Here is a 23,897-nt window from a genome sequence, read left to right on the forward strand (position 1 = left end):
TCGTTTTCTTTAAGCTTAGGCACGTAATGATTAGAAAGCGAAAAAATATGATCCAAGTCACTAAATTTTAAGTGCAAAGTAACTTAAATGTCATTGTTCGACGCAAAATAGAGCTAAATGACCCTGAGTATTGAATGTTCTTTGCGACAATCTCAACGGTTACAATCAGGTATTCCTGTCAAATCATAGACACAAAAAAAGCGAGCCTAGGCTCGCTTTTTAAATTGTGCATCTTTAAACAATCACCTTTTAACAGGTATTTGCTCTATTTCTTGATCATATCCAGCATGATAGCAACAGACTCATCAAGATAAGCATCCGGGGCTTCATAGTCTTTAGGAATATCATCTAACGTTTTAAATGCCTCTAATTTAGCGGCTTTTTGACGTTGGTTGATACGATCTAGACGAAGCGTATCCGCATCATCGCTCTCTTGCTGACGTACCTTTTCATTCAAAGAAAGGTCGTTATCGTCTTTATCTGCCTTATATTTTTCAATATCTTGCGCGATAAAGCCGAATTCCATGTCAGTAGCGATACGAGCTTGGTGTTGAGCTGTTAAAGCAGCAATTTGCTCATCATTACGCTGTAACACTGAGTAGTTTGCTTTATCAATGCTGTCCCAAGGCAGAGCATTATCTTCAACACTTTCACCAGTATCAGCAGGATCAATTGGCGTTGGGTAAGCAATATCAGGTACTACACCTTTGTTTTGCGTACTGCCACCATTGATTCGATAGAATTTCTGGATTGTGTATTGAACGTAGCCCAACTCTTTATCGAATAAATCATAGATATGATTCAAAGAGCGATGTTGTTGCACCGTTCCTTTACCAAAAGAGTTTTCGCCAAGAACGATTGCACGACCGTAATCTTGCATCGCTGCCGCAAAGATCTCAGAGGCTGAAGCACTGTAGCGATTGACCAATACCGTTAGTGGACCTTGGTAACTAATTTCGCCATCAGTATCACTGTTAACTTTGACACGACCGTAGCTATCACGCACCTGAACAACGGGTCCCTCTTTGATAAACAAACCAGAGAGTTCAGTTGCTTCAGTGAGTGCACCACCACCGTTGTTTCTCAGATCAACAATAATGCCTTCAACACCTTGCCCTTTAAGCTCAGTGATCAGTTTGTCTGTATCTTTAGAAAGACCAACATAGAAGCTTGGTACTTCGAGTACACCAATCTTCTTGCCATCTTTCTCGATAACTTCTGATTTAACAGCGCGGTCTTCTAAACGAATCTTATCGCGTACAATTGTGACAACGTGACTTTTTGCATCTTTACCATCTGGCAAGATCTGTAGCTTAACTTTGGTCCCTTTCGGTCCTTTAATTAATTGCACTACATCGTCTAAACGCCAGCCGATAACATCAACAATCTCTTCGCCATCTTGACCGACACCAACAATACGATCGCCGTCGCTCAATTGTTTGCTATTTGACGCAGGGCCACCAGCAACGAGAGATCGAATAACGGTGTAGTCGTCAGTCATCTGAAGTACAGCACCAATACCTTCTAGAGATAGATTCATCTCTGATTGGAATTGCTCTGCATTTCTTGGAGAAAGGTAGCTGGTGTGAGGATCAACTTCACGCGCAAATGCGTTCATGTAGATTTGGAAAGCATCTTCATTATGCGATTGCGTGATACGCTTCATCGCATTGTTGTAACGCTTTTCCAAAACTTCTTGAATCTCTGGCCATTCTTTACCAGTAAGTTTTAGGTTCAACGCATCGTATTTAACACGCTTCCTCCAAAGCTCATTCACTTCGGCGATATCTTTCGGCCATTCCGCTTCATTGCGATTGAGCTCAATACTTTCATCGGTATCAAACTTAATCTCAGTGTCTAGCAAAGACAGCGCATACTGAAAACGTTCAAAACGCTTCTGCATAGAAAGATTATAAACATCGAAAGCAATCTGGTTATTACCCGCTTTCAGCTGATCATCAATTTGAACAGATGATGAGGAGAAAGAGTCAATATCAGCTTGAGTGAAGATATTACGATTATAATCCAGCATCTCTAAATAACGATTAAAGATAGCTTGAGAGAAATCATCGTTGAGATTGAAGTGTTTATAGTGAGAACGAGTAAATCGAGAAGTAACACGTTTACTAGCAGTTTCGTGTTGGGCCTCAGGAACGAGTAAAGGTAAATCGTCCTGATCTAATTTGGCTTCAAGAGCCTGAGCTGAAGCTGCTAGACAAAAGCTAGCAGCAATCAGTGTCAATTTTGAACGGCATTTCATGCGTAGGAGTATCTCCTTTAAGCGCGCAAGTGCTCCGCTTTAACAACCATTTGTAGGCCGTTTGCTAACTGAACACGCACATCTTCCTTATTGATTTCAACAATGGTCGCAGCCATGTTTCCTGTACCCATGTTCACATTTACTTCTTTGCCAGCGATAAATTCGTCAGCGTTCAAAGCGCGTGTTTCTACAGGCTTTTCTACTTTCGGTGCTTTAGGCGCTTGACGACGAGGCTGTTGAGCTTTCTTCGCCTTAGCTTTCGCTTTGCCTTCTTCACGAGCTTTCTGTGCTTGTTCTTTACGACGAGCCTGAACTTTCGCTTTGCTTTCTGCAAGTGTAGCTTTAGCGTGCTCAACGTGCTCTTCTTCTAACGTGCCACACGTGTTGCCGTCTAGGTCAACACGATCTGCGCCAGCTTTTACGCCGTGCAGGTAACGCCATGATGATGTGTACTGTCTTAACGCTGCACGAAGCTGAGTCTTACTTACTTTTTCGTCTTCATTTAGACGTTCAGCAAGATCTTGAAAAATACCAATTTTAAGTGGTTTTGCTTCACCTTCTAGAGTAAAGCATTTAGGGAAACATTCAGCAATATATGCGATAACTTCTTTGCTGTTTTTTAACTTTTCAGTGTTTTCCATGTGGGTTCCTGGTTTTTGCGGTTTTCCGCGAGCATTAAGAAAATATTTTTACGTATTATAGAGAGATGCTTGGGAAAAACCACAGTAAGAGAATAATTTATGCCTTGTTCGCGTGCGAATTAAGCACCTTTTCCACTTCAGCCATAAAAAATGTCAATCCGTCTTCATCAATTTGAGAAAAACGACCAATATTTGGACTATCGATATCAAGAACACCCACAACTTTGCCATCGATAGAGAATGGAATAACGATTTCTGAGTTACTTGCAGCGTCACAAGCGATGTGACCTTCGAACTCATGCACATCATGAATACGCTGAACTGTATTTGTCGCAACCGCAGTTCCACACACACCACGCCCTACCGGAATTCGAACACAAGCAGGTTGACCTTGGAATGGGCCCAGTACTAGTTCGTCTTTTTCCTTAGCTAAATCTTGCTTGATTAAATAGAAACCTGCCCAATTCAGTTCATCCAATTCCATGAATAATAATGAACTAATGTTTGCAAGATTTGCAATTAGATCGGTTTCAGATTCAATTAATGCAACGGCTTGTTTGGTTAAGCGTTGGTAATGTTCTATTTTCATATTAACTTCCAATTAAATTGAGACTTCCATTATCAAGAGAACGCAGTAAAATGCGGCCATCAAACTAAATAGGACTTATTCTCATTACAATGAACAATTCAGAAGACACTATTAGCCGTTCTTGGTTGATAACTCAAGTAAAAAAACACAAGTCCAAATTACTGTTTGCTAACTTTGTTGCCGTTATTGCAACCCTGATTAGCGTCCCTATCCCTCTGCTTATGCCACTCATGGTCGATGAAGTTTTGCTTGATAAGCCAGCTTCAGGGTTAGAGATGATGAATCATCTACTTCCAGTCTCATTGCAAACGCCGACTGGTTATATTGCGCTTACTCTCTTGTTGGTTATCTTAATGCGCTCGGCCAGCCAAGCGCTGAATATTCTACAAGGTCGCCAATTTACTTTGGTTTCCAAAACGATCACCTACCAGATGCGTAGCAAGATGATCGATAAACTTGGTCGTATTAGCATCCGACAATATGAGACCAAGGGCAGCGGCGGTATTAATGCTCACCTAATTACAGACATAGAGACCATTGATAAGTTCATTGGCTCGACCCTTTCTAAATTTATCATCAGTTTCTTAACGGTATTCGGAACCGCTATCGTCCTACTATGGTTAGAGTGGCGACTTGGGCTATTTATCTTACTGGTCAATCCTGTTGTTATTTATTTTTCTCGTAAACTCGGCAGCCGAGTTAAACACCTCAAAAAATATGAGAACCAGTCTTTTGAGCGTTTTCAGAATCGCTTAGTGGAAACCTTAGATGGCATCTATCAACTCCGAGCCGCTAACAAGGAGCGTATCTTTCTTGATGAACTTAAAGTTCAAGCAAACCAAGTAAGAATCGATGCTGATAAATACGCTTGGCAATCGGAAGCTGCCGGCCGTGTTTCGTTTCTACTGTTCTTATTAGGTTTCGAACTGTTCCGAGCCGTAGCCATGCTAATGGTGTTGTTCAGTGACTTGACGATAGGTCAGATTTTTGCGGTATTCGGCTATTTATGGTTCATGTTAGGCCCTGTCCAAGAATTGTTAGGGATTCAATTCTCTTGGTATAGCGCGAAAGCAGCGCTGCAACGCATTAACGACCTGCTGCAACTAGAAGAAGAACATCGCCCTGTTAGCAAGGTAAACCCTTTTGATGACCATAAAGAAGTGACAGTCGACATTGAAGACGTTACATTCTCTTACACATTAGAAAACACTGTTTTAAACAGGCTGTCGCTACACATTCCAGCAGGAAAAAAAGTCGCCCTAGTGGGTGCTAGCGGTGGTGGTAAATCAACGTTGATCCAGTTGTTAATTGGGGTTTATCAAGCCGACTCTGGTTGTATACGCTTTAATGGTGAAACAACGGACGACATCAGCTTTGACATAATACGCAGTCAAATTGCCGTTGTTTTACAACAACCTATACTCTTTAACGATACATTAAGGCATAATCTGACCCTTGGTGCTGAATACGATGAAATGTCGTTGTGGCGGGCGCTTGAAGTCTCTCAAATGCAAGATGTGATCAAACAGCTGAGTAATGGCTTGGATACGCAAATTGGTAGGAATGGCGTTCGACTGTCTGGCGGTCAACGACAACGCTTAGCGATCGCCCGCATGGTGCTGAGTAATCCTAAGTTTGTTATTCTTGACGAAGCAACATCTGCACTGGATACAGCAACAGAGTCAGCACTGCATAAAGCACTAAGCGAGTTTTTGAAAGATCGCACAACTTTGATAGTGGCTCATCGATTATCAGCGGTGAAACAGGCCGATCTAATCTATGTTTTAGAAGATGGGCAAGTCACACAGACGGGAACGCATGGTGAATTGGTTGAACAACAAGGACTATATCAAACACTCTATGGCAGTGTGCAGTCGCACGCCTGATGTTTATTGTTCTAGGGACTTAAATCAGTGTAGTTCTAGGCATTTAAATCAGCTTAAAAGTCTGATTAGTGTTTCAACTTGGGAGGTCGCGTGACCTCCCCATCCGAAACCAACTCTTTATCGACTCAGCACCAGTTGTCAACTGAGTCTCCGTTGACAACTAAGTCTCCGTTAGCAACTAAGTCTCCGTTAAGAACCGAGCACCAGTGCGACAGCAGCTCTGTACGTCTGTGTCAAGGCTGCGAACTCCCTGTTGATAAAATGGATATCCCTCTGGGGAAATCCGCATATTGTCCAAGGTGTGGCACCCAGCTTTACCGAGGCGGTACACCTAGCCTGTCTGGAAACCTAGCAATCGCGATTACCTGCTTATTGCTATTTATCCCCTCACACTTTTTTGAATTTATCAGTATTCGTCTGATTGGCGTCATGATACCTGCGACGTTACCATCAGGTGTCTTTACTTTAATGGGTGAAGGCTTCCCTCTACTAGGCCTACTCATCCTATTCTGTAGTTCGATCGCCCCGTTACTCGTTTGTACCTCTGTACTCGTCACTCATGCAGCACTGCGCTTTAAGATTTTCACGCCATTTAGGTATGCGTTATCCATCATCCAGACATTAAAGCATTGGATGATGTTGGATGTATTTCTGGTAAGTTTGGCTGTCTCATGCTTCAAACTGCAGGATTACTCCGATATTTTTGTCGGCCCTGGTTTAGTTGGATTGATTTTACTGCAGCTTTTCAGTGTATTACTGGTAAGCCGTATCAGTGTGCGTCGCTATTGGGAAGCTTGGGCTCAAGAGTCTGATTACTCTTTTGTAGAAAGTAAGAACGTACACTGCCACAACTGCCATCTTTCTCAACCTGAAGGTCATACTTGCGTACGTTGTCACCATGACTTATATCACCGTAAGCCCTACTCTATACAGAAGACATGGGCTCTATTGTTTGCTGCGTCAGTGGCTATCGTACCAGCCAACGTTATTCCTATTTCTATCCTTATTACAAACGGACAAAGGTTAGAAGACACGATAATTTCTGGTGTCGCTTCGCTAATCAATAGCGACATGTATGGCATCGCAGCGATCATTTTTATTGCCAGTATCGTCGTGCCTGTTGCGAAAATACTTGGCCTAACGTACATCTTAATTTGTATCAAGATGAAGCGCGCGGTTTACCACAGGCAGCGCATGACCATCTATTTCATTGTGAAGTGGGTGGGAAAATGGTCGGTGATGGATCTGTTCGTTATTTCGATCATGATGACCTTGGTCGACCGTGGACAGATTTTAAACTTTACACCAGGTTATGGTGCAGTCGCTTTTGGTGTCGTTGTTGTTCTCACGATGCTGGCAGCGGAAAGCTTAGATCCTAGGCTAATTTGGGATAACTACACCTCTAAAGATGAGTCAGTGAATGAACAACGATAACCAATCACAAACGTCATATTCACCAGAAGTAAGGAAAAACAAAGGCATATCACCTTTGTGGATTCTGCCGATATTAACCGTCGCCTTAGCCGGTTGGTTGGTCATGAAATCGATACACGATGCAGGGCAACGTGTGCAGATATACTTCTCAGATGCCGCAGGTTTAGTCGCAGGTCGAACAACGATTCGTTACCAAGGCTTAGAGGTGGGTATGGTACGCGACATCACCTTGTCCAAAGATTTATCGAGTATCTATGTCGATGCTGACATCTACCCAGAAGCGAAAAAGTTACTTTCAAAGGGCACACGTTTCTGGCTCGTAAAACCAACGGCGAGTTTGTCTGGCATCTCAGGGTTAGACGCGCTTGTTTCGGGTAACTACATTGCTATTCATCCTAGCGAAACCAAAGAAGAACCAGAAACCGTTTTCCAAGCTCTAGAATCGTCCCCTTCTGATTTATTGGCCTCTGAAGGTCTAAATATCTCACTGACGACCAAAGATCTGGGCGGTGTGTCTGTTGGCTCTCAAATCGTTTATCGTAAAATTCCAATTGGTGAGGTTTACAACTACCAGTTAAACGACAACGCGAAGTCCGTTACGATCCAAGCGTCGATTAAAGATGAATACAGCCATATCATTACCGACCAAAGCCGTTTTTGGAATGTCAGTGGTTTAGGTGCCAGTATCGGATTTTCTGGTGTTGATGTTCGTTTAGAGAGCCTAAGTGCATTGCTTGGTGGTTCAATTGCGGTTGACTCTCCCGGAGAAGGTCAGCCCGTCGAGATGAACACCAAGTTCAAGCTCTACCCAGATTTGAAAACCGCCGGTCGTGGCATCTCTATCAAGATCGCCGTGCCAGATGACAACAAGATCAGCGCAACTGGCGCTCCGATCATGTATCGAGGCATTGAAATCGGTCAGATCACTGATTTATCTTTAAGCGAAGGTCGCGAAAACGTGGTTGCATCTGCCGCTATCCAACCGGCATTCAGCGATTTTTTAAATAGCGGGAGTAAATTCGTTTTAGAAGAAGCTGAACTGTCACTCACTGGTATGAAAAACATTGCCAACTTAGTGACAGGTAACTTTTTAACCTTGGTACCGGGCGAAGGTGAAAAAGCGCGTCGATTTACTGCGATTCGTAAAAACGAGTTCAGTCAGGAACAAGAAAAGTCAGTCGCGATTCGCTTAACATCGAACAATTCATTCGGATTGGATGTCGGTACACAACTACTCTACAAAGGCATTGCCGTTGGCTCTATCATTCAAGTTGGCTTAGTTGATGGTGTTGGCACTGGCTCTGACAAGCACGAAGTGTTTATGGATGCGCTTATCGATAACGAATATGCGCACCTAATCAAAAGCCACAACCGTTTCTTTGTGACAGGCAGTGCGACCGCAGAGCTGACCGAATCAGGTCTAAGTGTTACGGTTCCACCGGCAAAACAGCTTCTTACTGGCTCGATCAGCTTTGTGAGTGAAGGTAAACCTGAAGCTCGAACTGACTACCAACTTTTCCAAAGCAAGTCGTTAGCAGAAATCGCTAAGTTTAATCAGTCAGGCTCAAAGACGCTTTCGTTATTTTCTAGTGAGTTACCTTCAATATCTAAAGGCAGCCCACTGCTCTACCGTAACCTACAAGTGGGTAGCATTTCGGATTTTCAGCTTGCTGATGGTGGTGTAAGAATCAAAGTCACGATCGAAAATCGTTACACGCACTTACTCAATAAACATACCGTTTTCTGGAACCGCTCAGGCGTTGAGATTGATGCTTCGCTATCGGGTATTAGTATTAAAGCGGCACCTGTTAAAACGCTAATTCAAGGTGGTATTGCTTTTGATTCGCTTCCCGGTATAGACAATAAGCTTGGTGATGTGTGGAAGCTGTACAAAGATTCTAAATCCGCTCGAAAATTTGGCCGCGCGATTACGATTACCTCTTCTGGCGATCAAGAAGTCAGCAAGGGTATGGCGATCAAATACCAAGGTGTCACTGTTGGTGAGGTTACTTTGGTGATTCCTAACTTCAATAAAGGCGGCATTGAAATTACCGCACGAATCTTACCGGAGTACGTTGACAAGATTGCCGTGGCGAACAGTCACTTCTGGTTGGCAGAGCCTGAGATCGGCCTTAATGGCATCAAAAACGTCTCTGCGCTTCTCTCTAAGCACATCAACGTAGATCCGGGCAATGGTGACAGAAGTACGAAATTTAAGCTTAGCAAAGGACCAGTGCAGCCTGAAGGCAAGATATTCCAGCTACAAAGTGAAACGCGAGGCTCGGTGTCTGAAGGCACGCCTATCCTATTCCGTGAGCTAGAAATCGGTAGTGTTATCGATGTTCAACTCGGCGAGTTTGCTGACCGCATCATCTCTACGATTCAAATAGAACCTGATTACGCGTATCTGATCCGCGCAAACACGGTGTTCTGGAACGTGTCGGGTGTCGATGTTTCTATCGGCCTTTCTGGTGCAAACATCAAAGCAGGAACGGTAGACAGTTTATTAAGAGGCGGAATTACCTTCTCAACGCCACCGACGAGTGAACTTCAGCCTGTGGCAAGCGAAGATCAGTCTTTCTACCTATACCCTCAAGCAGAAGATGAGTGGAAGTCATGGAGAACCGCAATTCCTCGCCCATAGAGTGAATCCTCAGAAGCTCCATGCAAATTAATACAGCTTAACGAAGATTAATTCTTCATCAAAATGCAGCCATTCGGCTGCATTTTTGTTGTTTGCCGTAAATATGGTTTAGGACGACCTCATTTTGCTTTAAACTCCCCGCATTAATGCAATAATTCGAGATACTCTTTTGCACGCTAACGTATATATTCCTGAAGAATTCCTAACGCACATCGAAGCGATCATGCCTAGTCACCTAGATATGGCTTCTTTTATTGCTTCATGCCAAAAACCACTTCGTAAAAGTATTCGAGTCAACACACTGAAAATCAGTGTTGAAGACTTCCTAATACGAGCAAAAGAGAAAGGCTGGGAACTGGAACCTGTACCTTGGTGTGAAACAGGTTTTTGGATTACAGCCGATGAAAGTGAAGCGCCTCTAGGTAATACGGCAGAACACATGTCTGGTCTTTTCTACATCCAAGAAGCCAGTTCTATGATGCCACCTTCGGCTCTTTTCCAAGGCGAAGCTGATTACCAAGCCGTGCTAGATACTGCTGCTGCACCCGGATCTAAAACAACGCAAATCGCTGCGCTAATGAATAATCGCGGCGTGTTGGTGGCCAATGAATACGCTGCTAGCCGTGTGAAAGTACTTCACGCCAACATCGAACGTTGTGGCGTTCGTAATGCCGCACTCAGTAACTTCGATGGTCGAGTTTTCGGTGGTTGGTTGCCAGAACAGTTTGATGCTGTCTTGCTGGATGCACCCTGCTCTGGCGAAGGTACCATTCGTAAAGACGCTGATGCGATGAAGAACTGGACGTATCAATCTGTAGTCGATATTGCCGACACGCAAAAAGACCTGATTGAAAGTGCATTCCATGCTCTTAAACCTAATGGTGTTTTGGTTTACTCAACATGTACGTTAAGCACTGAAGAGAACCAACAAGTGTGCCATCACCTAAAAGAAACCTTTGGTGATGCGGTTGAGTTTGAATCTCTTGAATCACTGTTCGACAACGCAAAAGCAACGACGACTGAAGAAGGCTTTCTTCACATCTTCCCTCAGGTGTATGACTCTGAAGGTTTCTTTGTTGCACGTATCCGTAAACTAGCGTCTGTGACTCCACCAGAAGTTAAAAAACGCATGGGTAAATTCCCATTTGAAAAAGCGTCAAAGAAAGCTCAGCAAGAAGTCGCTGAACAACTGCTTAGTGCTCTCGATATCGAACTACCAAGTGATACTCAAGTTTGGATCCGAGATAAAGACGTTTGGCTATTCCCTGAGGCGCTTGAGCCTATGATCGGTGCATTCCGTTTCTCTCGCATGGGCATCAAAATCGCTGAAACCCATAAAAAAGGTTACCGATGGCAACACCAAGTCGCGACAACGCTCGCGACAGGTCATGAAGCTAACATCGTAGACCTCAACATCGAAGATGCTCGAGAATGGTTCATGGGCCGAGACGTTCGCCCAGAAGGCTTGTCAGGCAAAGGCGAAGTGCTAGTAAAATACAACGGCGCAATCATCGGCCTTGGTAAATGGGTAGGTAACCGAGTGAAGAATGGCTTACCAAGAGAACTAGTACGCGACAAAAACCTTTTCTAGTCGTTCGATTAAAGCTCTCACTGTACTGAGAAAAACAAAAAGCCCAAACAACCTTCATTGTTTGGGCTTTTTCTATTCTTGTCGGCTAGTTCATTTCAAGGGAAGCACTGAAAAATCAATACTTAATTACACAAATATCAATTCAAGTCGCTATTTCCAATAACAAAAATCGCTTATTAGGGAATTTAAACTAGACTTCAGTCTAACAGTCAAAGAATTAAAACGATTAGCGTAGGCTCTTCGGAGCCCTTTCCCCTAAGCCCAAACAGGAAGGTTTGGGCTTTTTTTTTGACCGACAAGCTCGCTTATTTAACTAGGCTGATGCCTTCTTTGTCGATAGTGATCTTGCCAGACTTGTACAAACCACCAATTGTCTTCTTGAACGTACCTTTGCTGGTTCTGAATGCAGAGAAAATAACTTCCGGAGAAGATTTATCATTCAAAGGTAAGTAACCACCTTTCTTCTCAAGCAGATCGAGAACCTTAGTGCTTAGGTCATCCATTTTAGCCACACCAATTTTCTGAAGAGACAAGTCAATCTTACCGTCTTCTTCACGAACGTTTTTAATGTAGCCTTTTAGCGCTTTACCTATGAACAGCTTACCGATGATGTCTGATGGGAAAATCATGCCCCAATGCTCACCGTTCACGATCGCTTTGTAACCTAACTGGCTGCGCTCAGCGATAATGAGATCCACTTGCTCGTTTTGCTTATAAGTCGCAGGCGTATTGTCTAACCACTTGTTGAACTTTGTTGTACCTACAATGCGGCTAGATGCTTTATCGATATACACATATACTAAGATTGACTGACCTTCGTTTAAACGGCCACGTTGCTCGCTGAAAGGAACAAGAAGATCTTTACCTTTCACGCCCCAGCTCATGAATGCACCGGTGCTGTTTACGCCTTCAACCGTCATCAAGCCAAACTGCCCCACTTGAGCAATTGGTTTTTCAGTCGTTGCAGCGATCTGGTTGTCAGAATCAATGTATAAGAAAACATCCAGTTTTTGACCAATTTCAACACCTTCAGGAGTAAATCGTTTTGGCAGCAACACGGTTCCATAGTCGCTAGCGTCAAGGAATACACCGAAGTCGGCTTGCTTTACTACTTCTAAGTTGTTTATTTGACCAATATTAATCATCAAGATTTTCTCTACTTTAAATTTGGCGGTGATTATACGTGATCTCTGATATGCTTTCGCTAGTTTCATTCATATTTTTACATTCTAGGAGACATCGTTGATCACCGTTGATAAACAAGATGCGATAACACTCAAAATTAACCATGCAATGGCGAAGACCAAAAAGCTCGACATGGACGTTTATCTATTCATTCCCGGTGAACTCGGACTCACTCCCGAAGTACTTTCTGAAAGTGCCTTTTTCTACAGCTCAATTACTCAAAAGCGCGCCTACTACAGTGACAAGACCCTGTTACCTTTGGTACACAGTCGCTTGGCAAAACGTGGACGCTTATCAACGACACAGTATCGTGTGAGTTTGAGTTTGTTCGCATATCAATATGTTATTGCTTTAGATAAAGCCGTGAGCAGTTTAAATAAGACTGATAGTGACGACGTAACAGCTGATGAGGTTGATGAAGTCATTGAGCTCGCGTTAGACATCTTGAAGAAGCTTCGCCGAAGTATTCCTTATGAAGAAAACCTCAAACGCTACTACGCAAACATTGATAACTATCTTTCTTGGTACACAGAGCAAAAGTTCTTATCTCTGGTCTCTCATATGCCGCGTGGCAGTGAATACTCGACGATAAAAGAGCGACTCTTGACGTTGTGTGACAAAGAGACTGCCCATCGTAAACTTAATCGCTATAACTCAGCCAAGGTTCGTGAAGACGTAACGCGCCTGAGTAACAAGATGCGACTGCTGCGACGTTTGATAGAGCACCCTATCGTACTCAAGGAGAAGACCACCTCCATGGGTAAAAACGTTAAGCGTGCCGTTAAAGGTATTGCGACAGGCTTAGTCATGGTGGTCGTGACGACAACAGTCATATTGGCTCGTGATTTTCTAGGAGAGATTACCGCTTCTTTCATCGTGTCGATGTCATTTATCTACGCACTGCGTGAAATATTTAAAGATGACTTGAGAGACATCCTTTGGCGTTGGCTTCGTAAAGGCAAACCCAAGTGGAAGCGTCGCTACTTTGACCCAACAACCAATAAATCTGTCGGCCACAAGCTTGAATGGTTGGACTATGCGAACTTTTCCAAGTTAGCTGACCGTATTCAATCAATACGCAAGAAACGTGTCGTTCAGCGTGAAGAGCAAGTCTTGCACTATCGTTCACATACCGAGATGTCGACGTCAACATTTATGAGTGGTTACGAAGAGACTCGTGAAACGTTATCGATCAGCCTGAGAGCGCTAACACGCTTGATGGACAAGGGGTCAAATAACGTATATCGCCTGAATGAAGGGCAAGTAAGCCGTGAGTCTGTCGAAAAGCGTCACCTGCTCAACCTGATTATTAAAGAGAACAATCACGATACTGAACCGACCTATTACCGTTGGAAAATCGTAATGAACCGTTCAAAGATCGTTGATATCGAGCAAATCACTCAAGAATCTTAACTTTGCTACGGTGTGCGGCACGGTATGTGGATATTCAATTCACATACCGCCCTTCCACTTGTTCTACGAATGCCTTCAGTTGAACTATGATCTTCAGATCTAGATTCAGATTCCGACCAACCTTATACTTCCGAGCTATTTTCTAGAAGGAACTTTCTTAATCGAAAGCGTTAGCGTGAACTCCGCCATTGGTTCATCGCCATGCAAAGACGGACAAGTCGCGATTATGGTCACGGGTTGATTCACACGCTCGCCAGTAGACATAGTTTCAGCCAGCATAGTGTTGATCAGCTCACCATCGTTACAAGTGAAATGTACGTCACCTTCTGGGCGCTTCAAGAAGTTACCAGTCACCTCTTTAAATGCCAGCGAGATCTTTTCGCCTTGCTGCTGAGATTTACTCATTGCAAGAAAGCCCCCCGCCACATCAGCACCTACTGCTAACACACCAAAGTACATGCTATTGAGGTGGTTCTTAGTTCGTCTTTTGAGAGGAATTTTCACTTCAACATGTTGATTATCCAGCGCGAGCAGTTTTGGTCGGCATAGCCAGATCAGAGGCACTTTGAAAAAGCCAAACATGCTCAAGTAGAAATTTGCTTTTTGTAGAGGGGTCAACATTCGAGTTACCTAGTCAAATAAGTCATCAGACCAGTTAATCGATTAGCGCTCGATATGTCAAAAAAATGTTACAAAAAAGAGATATCATCGCATAATGATATCTCTTTCATTCTCAAAGCTTTATTGCTTTAAATAAAGTCATACAGCAAGCTGATTTATTTAGACAATAAGCTGGTCTATGCAGTAACGACTGTCTCAACACCGTCAAGATCAGCAATAAAGCCTTGTAGACGCGGGTAGTCCACCAAGCCTTGAGTCACAAGCAGGACGGGCTTCTTCGCGTTCAGCGTTGCTTTAACAATCATACTCAACAAGGTAATAACCGCCTCGTTTTGTGGATCAAAAGCATGTTGCTGAGCTTCATTGTGCTTGTCTACACCTAAAGTGAAAGACGCTAAGCTATCAACGTTCACTACAACACCATCAAAGTAATGCAGCAATCTTTCGCTCAGTAGTACTGCAGACGGCACATCGCACGAGAACAGTACTTTCAAACCATTAAGGCCTCGCGGTAAGCCTTGCTCTGCAAGCAAATCAATAATCTTAGCGGCATCGCTTAATGCTCGTACATACGGTACAACCACTTCAACGTTAATACCCTGCTCTCGCAATGCTTTAATTACCTGACACTCTAAAGCGAATGCTTTGCTGTACTCTGATGTTGCATAACGAGCAACCCCACGAACACCTAGTGCCGGGTTTATCTCTTCGGCTTCACAGCTACCACCAAGTAGCGAACGGAAGCCATAGCTGTCAGCACTACTTAACGCGATACGAACAGAAGTATGATTTGGCTGAACGGCAGCTTGGATGGCAATCACTAAGGTCGAAACAAAATGCTCATCGACTGTTTTATCGCCAAGGATCGCATCTAAAGAGGTTTTTTCGATATCAGTCAGTGTATCTAAGTGACTTTCAATACTTGGGTGATAGAAGATACGATCCATAACCAATTCAGATAATGAAACGTATAAGTGGTTAGAATTATTATTATCGTTGTAAGAAGGCAGCACATCACCTAAGACCAGTTCTGGGTGCAAAGTGCTTTCATTTTCTTGAGTCATTGCTGCTCCAGCATTTTTATGTTGTGTTCAAACGAAAATACCGATAGCTGCCTGTTAATACAAGTGAAAATCCCTTATTTGGCGCTGGCCTGCTGATAAAAATAAGAATATTAGCAATAACAGAGATAACTTTGACTTAAGAGAGTTTATTCCTCTGTTCAATTCCGTTATCTTAACCACTTCGCAATAGAATAAAAAAGCCATCACATGCCATTAAAAACTGATGAGTTGAGAACCCAAGCTCTGGGTCCTATGCCAACTCCTGCCGAACTAGGCAATGCACATCCTATTACTGACGACGTTGCTGAGCGCATTAAAAATTCTCGCCGCCAAATCGAAGATATTCTAACGGGTCGTGATAACCGCCTGTTAGTTATCGTAGGCCCTTGCTCTGTTCACGATACAGAAGCGGCACTTGATTACGCTGAGCGTCTAAGTCAGATTCAAGACCAGTACAAAGATGAACTGTTCGTTGTAATGAGAACCTACTTCGAGAAACCTCGTACTGTTGTAGGTTGGAAGGGTTTGATTACCGATCCTAACCTTGATGGGTCATACGCACTTGAAACAGGCTTGAACAAAGCTCGTAAGCTTCTACTAGATATCAACAAGCTTGGCCTAGCTACCGCGACTGAATTCCTTGATATGATCACCGGTCAGTACATTGCAGACCTTATCACTTGGGGCGCAATTGGCGCTCGTACGACTGAATCTCAGATTCACCGTGAAATGGCTTCTGCACTGTCTTGCCCAGTTGGTTTCAAGAACGCAACTAACGGCAACATCAAAATTGCTATTGATGCGATTCGTGCTGCGCATGCTTCACATTACTTCTACTCGCCAGATAAGAACGGCCGTATGACGGTTTACCGTACTTCTGGCAACCCATACGGTCACGTAATTCTACGTGGTGGTGATAAAGGCCCTAACTTTGATGCTGAATCTGTAGATAACGCATGTAAGCAACTGGCTGAATTCGATCTACCTCAACGTTTGGTTGTAGACTTTAGCCACGCTAACTGTCAGAAACAACACCGTAAACAGTTAGAAGTTGCACAAGACATTTGTGAGCAAATCAAATCTAACAAGAATCAAATTGCAGGCATCATGGCGGAAAGCTTCATTGTTGAAGGTAACCAGCCAATGACAGATATCAACAACCTAGAATACGGCAAGTCTATTACTGACCCATGCCTAAGCTGGGAAGATACTGCAACAATGCTAGATATGCTTGCAACAGCAATTAAAGATAGAAACTTAGCTTAAGGAAACAACACAATGCCATCATTTGACATTATCTCTGAAGTAGAAGCAGTAGAACTGCGTAACGCGGTAGACAACGCAAACCGTGAACTATCGACTCGTTTCGATTTTCGCGGCGTTGAAGCAAGCTTTGATTACAAAGATGAATCAGTAAAATTGACTGCTCAAGACGATTTTCAACTGAAGCAAATGCGCGATATCCTTCGTAGCAACCTAACAAAGCGTAATGTTGATCCTAACGCGATGGAAGCGAAAGCGGCAGACCAAACAGGTCGCACTTGGCACCAAACGGTTATCTTTAAGCAAGGCATCGAAACGGATGTCGCTAAGAAAATCGTTAAGCTAATCAAAGACAACAAAGTTAAGGTTCAAGCTTCTATCCAAGGCGACAAAGTTCGTGTAACCGGTAAGAAGCGTGATGATCTACAAGCTGTTATGGCTCTAGTTCGCAGCGGTGAACTTGGCCAACCTTTCCAGTTTGACAACTTCCGCGACTAATTTTTGAGTTTGAGCGACCGCTTATTTGGGTTGCTCATTCATCAGCACAATGTCGTGTTCGAAATAACAAAAAGCCACTTCTTTAGGAAGTGGCTTTTTATTTATCGGGTCAGTCTTATTCAGCGTCTCTAGCCGATTTCAAACAACTAGAAAGCGCTCACTTCAACTAAAATCTATCAACTCAACTGAGCACTTTGGCAACAGACAGTTTAAGGTCTTTGCCGGCCAGTAAATTGAACTCAACACTCGCTGGTGGAATAAAGACACACACTCGCAATTTCTCGGCCCTCGCTTGCTCAAGCTTGGTCGACAGCTCTCCACTGTCAGCATAACCTTCTCTTTCTGCGTCTCGGCGGCACAGGTCAACAAATTCAAATGGACAATCGCTCGGTGAAAGCACTAACTCTGCTTCTTGCATCAAACGTAGGGCCTTCATAGGCAATAACTCAACGTCTTGCTCAAATTCGATCCAAGTTACCTGACCTTCACTATCAACTTGCTCAGTCAGCGACTGTTGATAATACGATTCAAGTTGCTCCCTATCCGTCACTTGATTGATAAAACTGGATGACAAAAAGCGTTCCCAGAATTTGCGGCGTTCATCAACAGTAGGAAAGGACTCCTTAATCGAATTGCGTTTTGATGCACCAAAGTCCGCAATCAAACCTATGTTTTGTGGCAATACCGTTTCGAGTTTTTCTCTAATATTTCTCACCAAAACAGGTGATGCGCCCCCACTTGAGATCGCAATTTGGATTCTTCCACGATTTATCATTGAGGGAGTGATGAAGTCACAATAGGGTAAGTCATCGACCACATTGACAAGAATACCCATTTTTTTTGCATCATTATGTACTTGATGATTTAGGTTTGGGTTGTCCGTTGTTGCCCACACTTGTAAGTAGTTTTTCGAGATAAGTTGTGAAGAGTAAAAATTTTGAATCCAATGTAATTTATTATCATCGACAAGCTGCTTTAAGTAAGGCTCTACCTTTGGGGACACTAACGTGACATCCGCCCCAGCTCTTAACAAGCTATCGACTTTTCGGCAAGCAACCTCACCCCCACCCACCACTAAGATCGGCTTATTTTCTACATCTAAAAACATTGGGAAATAACGCATGTTCTTCCTTGAGGTGACTTCAATAACTATTCAGCCATGCTACCAAATTTGGAGCATATTAATAACTATCCAAGTGCAATAAAAATATTTATTCACCAAATTTCAATCTTTCTGAAGTTTAATGTTTCATCATTGTGACATCGATTCAGAATATTAACCTAGTCAATTGTCAATATAAAAATCTAAATCTCGTTGCACCAACAGTGTGAAGCGCTGCACTATTTACATTAAGTTAACATTTGGTCATTCTAATTGTGTTCGGATTTGTGATTTCATTCAAAATTCTTTTTAAATTATACATTTGTGAAAGTACGGATCCTTTCCTAACCTTATAAATAGTTGTTTAAATCGCACACAGTTTCATTTGCAAAATGCAACCAGTTTGATTTGAGTAACAAGGTCATAGAAAACGCAACACATATAGAAAAACTCAAATGAGCACGAGTATCAGGTGTCACCTGGTTAACAAGGAAGGATACAAATGACAAATAAACTAACACTTCTTGCTTCAGTAGTAGCTGCATCAACTGCGATGATGGCAACATCAGCATCAGCGGCAGAAAGCACTCTGGACAAAGTCACATCTCAAGGCTTTCTAACTTGTGGTGTAAGTACCGGTCTTCCAGGGTTCTCTAACCCTAACTCAAAAGGTGAATGGGAAGGAATTGATGTTGAGTATTGTCAAGCTCTTGCAGCGGCTGTACTCGGTGACAAAACTAAAGTTAAGTATGTACCTCTTACTGCTAAAGAACGTTTTACCGCGCTTCAATCTGGCGAAATCGACGTACTATCTCGTAACACAACATGGACACTACATCGTGACACTGCTCTAGGTCTGAACTTCGTAGGCGTTAACTATTACGATGGTCAAGGCTTCATGGTTAAGAAAGAACTCGGTCTTACAAGTGCTCAAGAACTTGATGGCGCTTCTGTATGTGTTCAATCAGGTACAACGACTGAGCTCAATCTAGCCGATTACTTCCGTAACAGTGGCATGTCTTACAAGCCAGTGGTATTCGATACGGCAGCACAAACATCTAAAGGCTTCGACGCGGGTCGTTGTGATGTGCTAACGACTGACCAATCTGGTCTATACGCGCTTCGCCTAAACTTAGCTGATCCTAAATCTGCACAGGTACTTCCTGAAATCATCTCTAAAGAGCCACTAGGCCCTGTTGTTCGTCAAGATGATGACAAGTGGTTCAACGTTGCTAAATGGACACTTTCAGCAATGATTAACGCGGAAGAGTACGGTATCTCTTCTAAGAATGCTGACGAAATGCTTAAGTCAAAAGATCCAAACATCAAACGTATTCTTGGTGTAGACGGTCCTAAAGGTAAAGGCCTTGGTATTCGTGACGATTGGGGTTACCAAGTCATTAAACAAGTTGGTAACTACGGTGAGAGCTTCGAACGTACTGTTGGTACAGGTTCACCACTACAGATCTCTCGTGGCGTAAACGCACTATGGAATGCGGGCGGCTTTATGTACGCTCCACCAATCCGTTAATAAATTTACAAGCATCAATTAGGGCGGACTTTTCCGCCCTATTTATTAAATGGATTTGAGGTTATAGCAGTATGAAACCTAATGAAACTATTTCTCCAGCTCAGGCAAAGCCACAGCCCAAAAGTGCCAACCTTTTTTACAACCCCACTTTTCGCTCAATTGTTTTCCAAATTCTCGCCGTCGGGGCGCTTTGTGCTTTCTTCTACACGATTGTAAACAATGCACTCACTAACTTAGATTCCCGTGGTATCGCCACTGGTTTTGATTTTTTATCTCAAGAAGCTGGTTTTGGTATCGGCTTAACACTGATTGAATACGACGAAACATTCTCATACGGTCGTACCTTCTTTATCGGTCTTCTCAATACCGCTTTGGTTTCTGTACTCGGCATCATGTTAGCCACGGTACTGGGCTTTAGTATGGGTATTGCAAGGCTCTCTTCAAATTGGTTAGTTAGCCGATTTGCAGCTATCTATATTGAGATATTCCGAAACATCCCTCTTCTGTTGCAAATCTTTTTCTGGTATTTCGCCGTTCTACAAGCTTTACCTTCTGCTCGTCAAAGTATGAGCCTTGGTGAAGCCATTTTCTTGAACGTACGTGGTTTGTACTTCCCTGCACCAGTGTTAGAGCAAGGCAGTAGCATTGTGATCGCATCATTGATTACTGGTGTCATCGCTACTTTTGTTATCAACATCTGGGCTAATAACAAGCAAAAGCTAACCGGCCAACAAACACCAATGTTGCGAATTGCTGCGGCACTGATTGTGGGCTTACCGTTGGTAACTTACTTTGTTATGGGTATGCCTATCTCTGCGGAGTACCCAGTTTTGAAAGGGTTTAACTTCAAAGGCGGTATTAGCATCATCCCTGAACTAGCAGCGTTGATGCTTGCTTTAAGTATCTACACAGCAGCGTTCATCGCCGAGATTGTGCGTTCAGGTATTAACGCGGTAAACCATGGGCAAACAGAGGCTGCGATGTCTCTAGGTCTCCCTAGAACACGAACCCTCAAGTTGGTGATTATTCCACAAGCATTAAGAATTATCATTCCACCATTAACCAGTCAGTATTTGAATCTGACCAAAAACTCATCACTTGCGATGGCCATTGGTTATCCCGATCTTGTGTCTGTATTTGCAGGAACAACATTGAACCAAACTGGACAAGCTATCGAAGTAATCGCGATGACAATGGGCGTCTACCTGACTCTAAGCCTATTAACATCCGCTCTAATGAACATATACAACCGCAAAGTAGCGTTGGTGGAGAGATAAGATGAGTACACATCAATTTCAACCTGATCTTCCGCCTCCAGCGAATACTGTTGGACCTGTCGGTTGGTTAAGAAAAAATCTATTTAATGGACCAATTAACAGTGTCGTCACTGTGATCCTTGGTTATTTTGCTTTCACTTTATTGTGGGCAATAGCAGATTGGGCATTCATTAATGCTGATTGGATTGGAACAACACGCGATGCCTGTACTAGCGACGGTGCTTGTTGGGTTTTCATTAGTGTTCGTTGGGACCAATTCATGTACGGCTTTTATCCAGAAGCTGAACTGTGGCGCCCTCGCCTTTTCTACGCAACGTTAGCTATTTTTGTCGTTTTGTTAGCTTACGAAAAAACACCTAAGCGCACGTGGATTTGGTTGTTCTTCGTAAACATCTACCCGTTTATCATTGCTGGCTTACTATACGGTGGTGTATTTGGACTAGAGGTTGTTGATACCCATAAATGGGGCGGTCTACTGGTTACGCTGATCATCGCACTTGTTGGTATTGTAGTGTCACTTCCTATTGGCGTTGCACTGGCACTTGGGCGTCGTTCAGAGATGCCTATCATCCGCAGTATGTGTACCGTTTACATCGAAATTTGGCGTGGTGTACCGCTGATTACGGTTCTATTTATGGCCTCGGTAATGCTTCCGCTCTTTTTATCAGAAGGGATGGAAACCGATAAACTGATCAGAGCGTTGGTTGGGGTAGTACTATTTAGTGCGGCTTATATGGCAGAGGTAATCCGCGGTGGTTTGCAAGCAATACCAAAAGGTCAATACGAAGCCGCTGATGCTTTAGGGTTGAGCTACTGGAAAAAAACAGGGCTTATCATTCTACCTCAAGCTCTTAAAATCACGATTCCTTCAATTGTGAATACCTTTATTGGTTTGTTCAAAGATACCAGTCTGGTTTTAATTATCGGTATGTTTGATGTATTGGGAATTGGCCAAGCCGCGAATACCGATCCTGAATGGCTTGGGTTTTCAACAGAAAGTTATGTATTTGTCGCGTTAGTGTTCTGGGTGTTTTGTTTTGGCATGTCGAGATACTCGATTTGGCTAGAAAACAAACTTCACACCGGTCACAAACGATAATTAACAAGATCAAGGACGTATTATGACGCAGCAAACAGAAAACAACTCTCAAGGTCTTATGATCGAGTTAAAAGACATGAACAAGTGGTACGGTGAGTTCCACGTTCTTAAAAACATCAATTTGGAAGTTAGAAAAGGCGAGAAAATTGTAATTTGTGGCCCTTCCGGTTCAGGTAAATCCACGATGATTCGCTGTATCAACCGATTAGAAGAGCACCAAAAAGGTCATATCTTCGTTTCAGGTAATGAACTGACAGAAGATCTGAAGAACATTGAAGCCGTACGCAGAGATGTAGGTATGTGTTTCCAACACTTCAACCTATTCCCTCACTTAACGGTTTTAGAAAACTGTACTCTGGCCCCTATTTGGGTGAAGAAGATGCCGAAAGAGGAAGCTGAAGCCATCGCTATGAAATTCCTTGAGCGTGTAAAAATCCCTGAGCAAGCGGATAAATTCCCAGGACAGCTTTCAGGTGGCCAACAACAACGTGTAGCAATCGCTCGTTCTTTATGTATGAACCCTCAAGTCATGTTGTTTGATGAACCAACATCGGCACTCGACCCGGAAATGGTTCGTGAAGTACTAGACGTTATGGTTGAGCTTGCAGAAGAAGGCATGACGATGTTGTGTGTAACGCACGAGATGGGTTTTGCTAAAGAAGTTGCCGACCGCGTTATCTTTATGGATGCAGGTGAAATCATAGAAGAGAACAACCCTGTCGACTTCTTTGAAAACCCACAATCGGACAGAACGCAGAACTTCTTGAGCCAAATCTTGCACCATTAATGTGTTATGATGCATAAACTATAGAGGCGGCTTAGGTCGCCTCTTTATTTTTCAAGGTTATAGATAGTTTTTCAAAGGTTATAAATCATTAGCCAGTAACTATAAAAATTTGAACATCGAGTATTAGCGACACTTTATACGTCATTAGAAACACTTTGTTACACCTTAAGAAACACTTAACCGACTATTTTGATTATTATTTTAGGTATACAAAAGGAATGAAAGACTTGATTTTTCGAACTTTCAGCCCCATAAATGTACTAATAACTATTGAAGTCACCTTACGAGGAAGATTATGAACAGCCCTATGTTTTCACGCACAGCAACTCAAGAGAATGCTCTGCAAACCAATAAAGTGTTGCGTAACACGTACGCACTACTGTCTATGACACTACTTTGGTCTGCTGTAGTAGCAGGCGTATCTATGGCGATGAACCTTCCTCGCCCTGGTCTTATCATTATGCTAGTTGGTTTCTACGGCCTACTGTTCCTAACAGAAAAGAACCGTGACAACAGCATGGGTCTAGTCTTCACATTCCTATTTACAGGTTTCTTAGGCTACACCATTGGTCCAATCTTAAACATGTACGTTGGCGCAGGCATGGGTGATGTCATCCTTACTGCACTTGGTGGTACAGCATTAGCATTTATGGGTGCATCAGCTTACGCACTGACGACTAAACGTGACCTTTCATTCCTTAACGGTATGCTAATGGCTGGTTTCGTTGTTCTGCTAGTAGGGATGGTTGCAAACATCTTCCTACAAATGCCTTTACTGTCTTTAGCAATGAGCGGTATGTTCATCCTATTCTCGACTGGTGTTATTTTGCTAACAACGCAAAGCATCATCCGCGGCGGTGAAACAAACTACATCTCAGCAACTATCAGCTTGTATGTTTCGATCTACAACATCTTCATCAGCCTACTAAGCATCTTAGGTATTATGAACAGCAACGACTAGTCTACCTGTCGCTGAAAATATAGCCCAAGAGCTTGTCTCTTGGGCTTTTTT

At 43.1% G+C, this 23,897-nt stretch carries 19 protein-coding genes; 12 read left to right on the top strand and 7 right to left on the bottom strand.

What is annotated here, in order from left to right; genetic code table 11:
- Nucleotides 1–265: 265 nt before the first annotated feature.
- The 3 genes from prc to AACT19_RS12030 all read right to left on the bottom strand — a co-directional run bounded on the left by prc (nt 266) and on the right by AACT19_RS12030 (nt 3,490).
- Nucleotides 266–2,260 carry a carboxy terminal-processing peptidase gene (gene prc / locus AACT19_RS12020; protein WP_076646460.1) on the bottom strand — a complete coding sequence of 665 codons (1,995 nt, stop codon included), beginning with the start codon at nt 2,258–2,260 and terminating at the stop codon, nt 266–268.
- Between the two features lie 17 nt (nt 2,261–2,277).
- Nucleotides 2,278–2,901, bottom strand: coding sequence for an RNA chaperone ProQ (proQ, locus tag AACT19_RS12025; protein WP_004733641.1), 624 nt, complete (start codon nt 2,899–2,901; stop codon nt 2,278–2,280).
- Nucleotides 2,902–2,998: 97 nt separating this feature from the next.
- Nucleotides 2,999–3,490 carry a GAF domain-containing protein gene (locus AACT19_RS12030; RefSeq protein WP_017077212.1) on the bottom strand — a complete coding sequence of 164 codons (492 nt, stop codon included), beginning with the start codon at nt 3,488–3,490 and terminating at the stop codon, nt 2,999–3,001.
- A gap of 89 nt (nt 3,491–3,579) precedes the next feature.
- Here AACT19_RS12030 and AACT19_RS12035 point away from each other — a divergent pair, with 89 nt between their 5' ends.
- The 4 genes from AACT19_RS12035 (at nt 3,580) to rsmF (ending at nt 11,045) form a co-directional block, all read left to right on the top strand.
- Nucleotides 3,580–5,376 carry an ABC transporter ATP-binding protein gene (locus AACT19_RS12035; protein WP_017082219.1) on the top strand — a complete coding sequence of 599 codons (1,797 nt, stop codon included), beginning with the start codon at nt 3,580–3,582 and terminating at the stop codon, nt 5,374–5,376.
- Between the two features lie 78 nt (nt 5,377–5,454).
- Nucleotides 5,455–6,810: a paraquat-inducible protein A gene (locus AACT19_RS12040; RefSeq protein ID WP_076646462.1), complete on the top strand. Its 1,356-nt coding sequence runs from the start codon at nt 5,455–5,457 to the stop codon at nt 6,808–6,810.
- Entirely contained in the window at nt 6,797–9,454 is a 2,658-nt protein-coding gene (locus AACT19_RS12045) for an MlaD family protein (RefSeq protein ID WP_076646464.1), read from the top strand. Before AACT19_RS12040 ends, AACT19_RS12045 begins: the two co-directional genes overlap by 14 nt.
- A gap of 169 nt (nt 9,455–9,623) precedes the next feature.
- Nucleotides 9,624–11,045 (top strand): 16S rRNA (cytosine(1407)-C(5))-methyltransferase RsmF, encoded by a 1,422-nt coding sequence (rsmF, locus tag AACT19_RS12050; RefSeq protein WP_076646466.1) that lies wholly within the window; start codon nt 9,624–9,626, stop codon nt 11,043–11,045.
- Between the two features lie 305 nt (nt 11,046–11,350).
- On the opposite strand, the gene AACT19_RS12055 is transcribed toward rsmF, so the two are convergent.
- A complete protein-coding gene (locus AACT19_RS12055; RefSeq protein WP_004733627.1) occupies nt 11,351–12,259 on the bottom strand; it encodes a CvfB family protein in 909 nt (302 codons plus the stop codon).
- Nucleotides 12,260–12,287: 28 nt separating this feature from the next.
- Here AACT19_RS12055 and AACT19_RS12060 point away from each other — a divergent pair, with 28 nt between their 5' ends.
- The gene (locus AACT19_RS12060) at nt 12,288–13,643 is read left to right on the top strand and encodes a hypothetical protein (protein WP_004733628.1); all 1,356 of its coding nucleotides are present in this window, start codon (nt 12,288–12,290) and stop codon (nt 13,641–13,643) included.
- A gap of 135 nt (nt 13,644–13,778) precedes the next feature.
- Here the strand turns inward: AACT19_RS12060 and AACT19_RS12065 are convergent, their stop codons facing one another.
- On the bottom strand, nt 13,779–14,264 hold the full coding sequence (locus AACT19_RS12065) for a PaaI family thioesterase (protein ID WP_017082222.1): 486 nt from the start codon (nt 14,262–14,264) through the stop codon (nt 13,779–13,781).
- Between the two features lie 176 nt (nt 14,265–14,440).
- Nucleotides 14,441–15,328, bottom strand: a complete 888-nt coding sequence (locus AACT19_RS12070) for a putative PEP-binding protein (protein WP_076646468.1) — start codon at nt 15,326–15,328, stop codon at nt 14,441–14,443.
- 207 nt (nt 15,329–15,535) lie between these two features.
- Between AACT19_RS12070 and AACT19_RS12075 the strand changes: the two genes are divergently transcribed.
- A complete protein-coding gene (locus AACT19_RS12075) occupies nt 15,536–16,594 on the top strand; it encodes a 3-deoxy-7-phosphoheptulonate synthase (protein WP_017077204.1) in 1,059 nt (352 codons plus the stop codon).
- A gap of 12 nt (nt 16,595–16,606) precedes the next feature.
- Entirely contained in the window at nt 16,607–17,089 is a 483-nt protein-coding gene (locus AACT19_RS12080; protein WP_004733632.1) for a YajQ family cyclic di-GMP-binding protein, read from the top strand.
- Nucleotides 17,090–17,270: 181 nt separating this feature from the next.
- On the opposite strand, the gene AACT19_RS12085 is transcribed toward AACT19_RS12080, so the two are convergent.
- Entirely contained in the window at nt 17,271–18,212 is a 942-nt protein-coding gene (locus AACT19_RS12085; RefSeq protein WP_017082223.1) for a precorrin-2 dehydrogenase/sirohydrochlorin ferrochelatase family protein, read from the bottom strand.
- 481 nt (nt 18,213–18,693) lie between these two features.
- Between AACT19_RS12085 and AACT19_RS12090 the strand changes: the two genes are divergently transcribed.
- From AACT19_RS12090 to AACT19_RS12110, 5 genes are all read left to right on the top strand, one after another.
- Nucleotides 18,694–19,722, top strand: coding sequence for an amino acid ABC transporter substrate-binding protein (locus AACT19_RS12090; protein WP_004733634.1), 1,029 nt, complete (start codon nt 18,694–18,696; stop codon nt 19,720–19,722).
- A gap of 71 nt (nt 19,723–19,793) precedes the next feature.
- Complete coding sequence (locus AACT19_RS12095; RefSeq protein WP_004733635.1) at nt 19,794–20,999, top strand: amino acid ABC transporter permease; 1,206 nt, start codon at nt 19,794–19,796, stop codon at nt 20,997–20,999.
- Nucleotide 21,000: 1 nt separating this feature from the next.
- Entirely contained in the window at nt 21,001–22,098 is a 1,098-nt protein-coding gene (locus tag AACT19_RS12100) for an amino acid ABC transporter permease (protein WP_017086836.1), read from the top strand.
- Between the two features lie 22 nt (nt 22,099–22,120).
- Nucleotides 22,121–22,885: an amino acid ABC transporter ATP-binding protein gene (locus AACT19_RS12105; protein WP_004733637.1), complete on the top strand. Its 765-nt coding sequence runs from the start codon at nt 22,121–22,123 to the stop codon at nt 22,883–22,885.
- Nucleotides 22,886–23,180: 295 nt separating this feature from the next.
- Nucleotides 23,181–23,846 (top strand): Bax inhibitor-1/YccA family protein, encoded by a 666-nt coding sequence (locus AACT19_RS12110; RefSeq protein ID WP_017077199.1) that lies wholly within the window; start codon nt 23,181–23,183, stop codon nt 23,844–23,846.
- Nucleotides 23,847–23,897 lie beyond the last annotated feature (51 nt).

The organism is Vibrio sp. 10N.222.47.A9, assembly GCF_963872585.1.
Taxonomy (GTDB): domain Bacteria; phylum Pseudomonadota; class Gammaproteobacteria; order Enterobacterales; family Vibrionaceae; genus Vibrio; species Vibrio splendidus.